The organism is Terriglobales bacterium, assembly GCA_035691485.1.
Taxonomy (GTDB): Bacteria; Acidobacteriota; Terriglobia; order Terriglobales; family Acidobacteriaceae; genus JAIQGF01.
The window spans coordinates 1-2,795 of the sequence record DASSIZ010000052.1 but is presented as its reverse complement, the minus strand read 5'-3'; the positions used below and the strand labels follow the sequence as shown (position 1 = coordinate 2,795).

Below are 2,795 nucleotides of genomic sequence, written 5' to 3'. Positions count from 1 at the left end.
GCAGGAACTCGCCGACCTGGCGCTGTTCCTCTACACCCTGCATTACCAGGAGCCGTCCGGATCGCCGCAGGTGGGCAGCAGCATCTTCAGCTGGCGCGGTTGCGCCGATTGTCACGGAACGCACGCCCAAGGAACGTCGCGCGGACCCGGCCTGCGCGGGCGCAGCCAGACCTACACCGCGGTGCGCCTGGCGACCAGCCTGTGGGGACACGGGGCACAGATGTACGAGGAAAGTCGCAAGGCCGGTCGAGGCTGGCCGATGCTGCAGGAAAACGATGTGGGAGACCTGCTCTCGTTCCTGAATACCCCAGTGGAGACGCGGAAATAAGCGGAATTATTGGATGGATACCACGCTGATGGTGTTGGTCTTGCTGTCCAGTTTGCCCTTGACGGCAACTTTCTTGCCAGCGAATTTTTCGGCCTCTGGCTTCATCGGACAACGCAGGCGAGCAAACGTCGCGTGGGGCGCTGGTCGAGGCCTGGGCCTAATTGGTGATCAGCAGCAAGGCGGTGCCGGTTCCGAGATGGACGGTCTTTTTGGACTGCAAAACGATCTCGCCGACTGGCTCGGCGTTGCCGGCGTGGCTGATCTCAAGGAAGCGGAAGCCATAGGCGCCGCAAGCGGACGAAGCGAACACCCACACCGCCAATCGGCGGTCGCCGCTACCGTTCTCGCACCCCGGCTTTGGCACGGGCAGAAGCACCGAGACAACGCCATCCTTGACCGGATCGCCGACGATCTGGGAATCATGCATGACGTGGCCGCCGCCGCGATAGACGACGTCCTCGCCGACTTGAACCGTAATCCAACTCGCGGCCGCGTCCCTTTCCACTGGGCCAGTCTTGGGCAGTTGCGCTTCCTGAACTTCATAGGGGGAGGCGAGCGCGCGCAGGCTGGTGGAGACCTGAAGGTTGCGATCCTTCGACAGCACCTGGTCAAAGCGAAGGCGAACAAATGCGCCGCCGCCCGGCTTGCTGCCGACCTGCAAGACGCGTCCGTTCACGCGCGAGCCGGAACGAATCCTGCCTCCTGAGGGCAAGGGCACGTCCTGCGAGACGATGGCGGAAATCGCCTGGCCGGAGGCGACCTTGTTCGAGTCCAGCGTGGAATTCAGTTCCACGGGCAGGGCCGTCCCGGGGGGAATTTCCTGGGCACACGCCAGCGCTGTCGCGAGAAGCAGAAGCACGGCAAGAATCTTCATGCCTGACATAAGCCAAACCTCGGAGATGGCGGCCGGGCCAGCATGACACAGATCCCGGCCGCGCGCCGACCAAGCTTGCACGGGAGAGCGGTTGGGTTTCGAACCAGCGTCCGAATTTCTGACAACGCCTGACTTTCGGACACCGGCGCCGCTTCCGAGGGGCCGGTTTTGGGGTTGTGGGAATACGGCGCAACATCAGGCGGATCAGCCGCTTCGCGGGATTTGCAGAGGCGGCGAGAGGGGTGGCCCCAGGCGTGCGAACGTACGTTCGTAAAGCCGCATAGGAGGAAGGGAAGCGATGCCTGATACCAGCCGTGAGCCTTGGTCGGCCTCTCCGGTGGACAGAAAGCCGTCGTCCCTTCCTCCGAGCAAAGGAGTCTTCGCCATGCGTCGAGTGGACACGCTAGCCTTCTTCGGCCTGTTCCTGCTGTTCGCGGGTGCGGGGACTTTCCTCAGCAAGTACGACTTCCTGCCGCTGTGGGTGGTGTGGCTGGTGGGTCCGCTGCTGTGGTACCTGGGCTTTGCGGTCCTGATCTCATGGTTGCTATGGCGATTGTTCGTTCCCGCTGCTGAGAGCGCACCGCAAGAAAACGAGGACGTTCAACCGGTCCACGCGAGCAATTTTCTGGAACACGGTTATCACCAATCCCTGGAGCCGAACAAAATGCGCAAGGTACCTGTTTACGGCACGTTCCTCATCCTTATTTTGCTTTCATCCTTACTGATAGTCACGTCGCATGCAGCAGACAACGCCTCGGCCCTCTTTAGCAGCAAATGCGCCATGTGTCACGGCGCGGATGGCCAAGGCAAAACCACGATGGGCACGAAGCTCAACATCAGGAACCTGGCCTCTCCCGAAGTGCAGAAGCAGTCGGCCTCGGAACTTTCCCAGACCATCGCCAAAGGCAAGAACAAGATGCCGGCATACGAAGGCAAGCTGAGCAAAGACGAAATCACGCAGCTTTCCGGCTATGTCAAGGGACTGGGGAAAGCGAAGTAGCGGATGAGCGCCGTGTTGGTGATCTATGTCACAACGCGGCGTGATAGAGAACCTCGGTGCTTTGCCGGTTCCGGGTCATGATGCGACAGCGGAACCGACTAGCCACACTTCGAGAGGCCACCATGGAAGTGTTTGAAGCGACAGCCGCGCCGCGGGAGGCGATCGAGCAAGCTGCCCCGAGCAGCACCGGGCGCCGGCGTTTTGTACAGGTATTACTCGGCGGCGGACTGCTGGCATCGGCCGCATCCTTCATTTATCCCGTCCTTCGTTACCTGGTTCCACCCGCCGCGACCGACATGGGCGGCGACGTTGTAGTGGCCGCGCGCGTCGGCGAACTGAAACCCAACAGCGCCAAGATTTTCCGTTTCGGAAACCGCCCCGGGCTGCTGCTGCTGGGCAGCGATGGCGAATACCGCGCCATGTCAGCCACCTGTACGCACTTGAGTTGCACGGTGCAATACCGCAGCGACGTCAAGCAGGTGTGGTGCGCCTGCCATAACGGCACCTACGACCTGGCGGGGCGCAACGTTTCCGGCCCGCCACCGCGGCCGCTGGAGCTGTTCGATGTCCACGTGCGCGGCGACGAAATCGTG

4 protein-coding genes are annotated in these 2,795 nt (G+C 61.9%); 3 read left to right on the top strand and 1 reads right to left on the bottom strand.

Annotated features, from left to right (window positions below):
* Nucleotides 1-328 (top strand): c-type cytochrome (locus VFI82_06620; protein ID HET7184339.1); only part of this gene is annotated, 328 nt, incomplete at its 5' end.
* A gap of 157 nt (nt 329-485) precedes the next feature.
* On the opposite strand, the gene VFI82_06615 is transcribed toward VFI82_06620, so the two are convergent.
* Nucleotides 486-1,211 carry a hypothetical protein gene (locus tag VFI82_06615; protein ID HET7184338.1) on the bottom strand — a complete coding sequence of 242 codons (726 nt, stop codon included), beginning with the start codon at nt 1,209-1,211 and terminating at the stop codon, nt 486-488.
* Nucleotides 1,212-1,587: 376 nt separating this feature from the next.
* On the opposite strand from VFI82_06615, the gene VFI82_06610 reads away from it, so the two are divergent.
* Both VFI82_06610 and VFI82_06605 read left to right on the top strand, forming a co-directional pair.
* Nucleotides 1,588-2,202, top strand: coding sequence for a c-type cytochrome (locus VFI82_06610; GenBank protein ID HET7184337.1), 615 nt, complete (start codon nt 1,588-1,590; stop codon nt 2,200-2,202).
* 122 nt (nt 2,203-2,324) lie between these two features.
* Nucleotides 2,325-2,795 (top strand): Rieske 2Fe-2S domain-containing protein (locus VFI82_06605; protein ID HET7184336.1); only part of this gene is annotated, 471 nt, incomplete at its 3' end.

Coding starts and splice junctions, on each gene's coding strand:
- VFI82_06615 (HET7184338.1), bottom strand. CDS start 1,211: ATGTCAGGCATGAAGATTCTTGCCGTGCTTCTGCTTCTCGCGACAGCG.
- VFI82_06610 (HET7184337.1), top strand. CDS start 1,588: ATGCGTCGAGTGGACACGCTAGCCTTCTTCGGCCTGTTCCTGCTGTTC.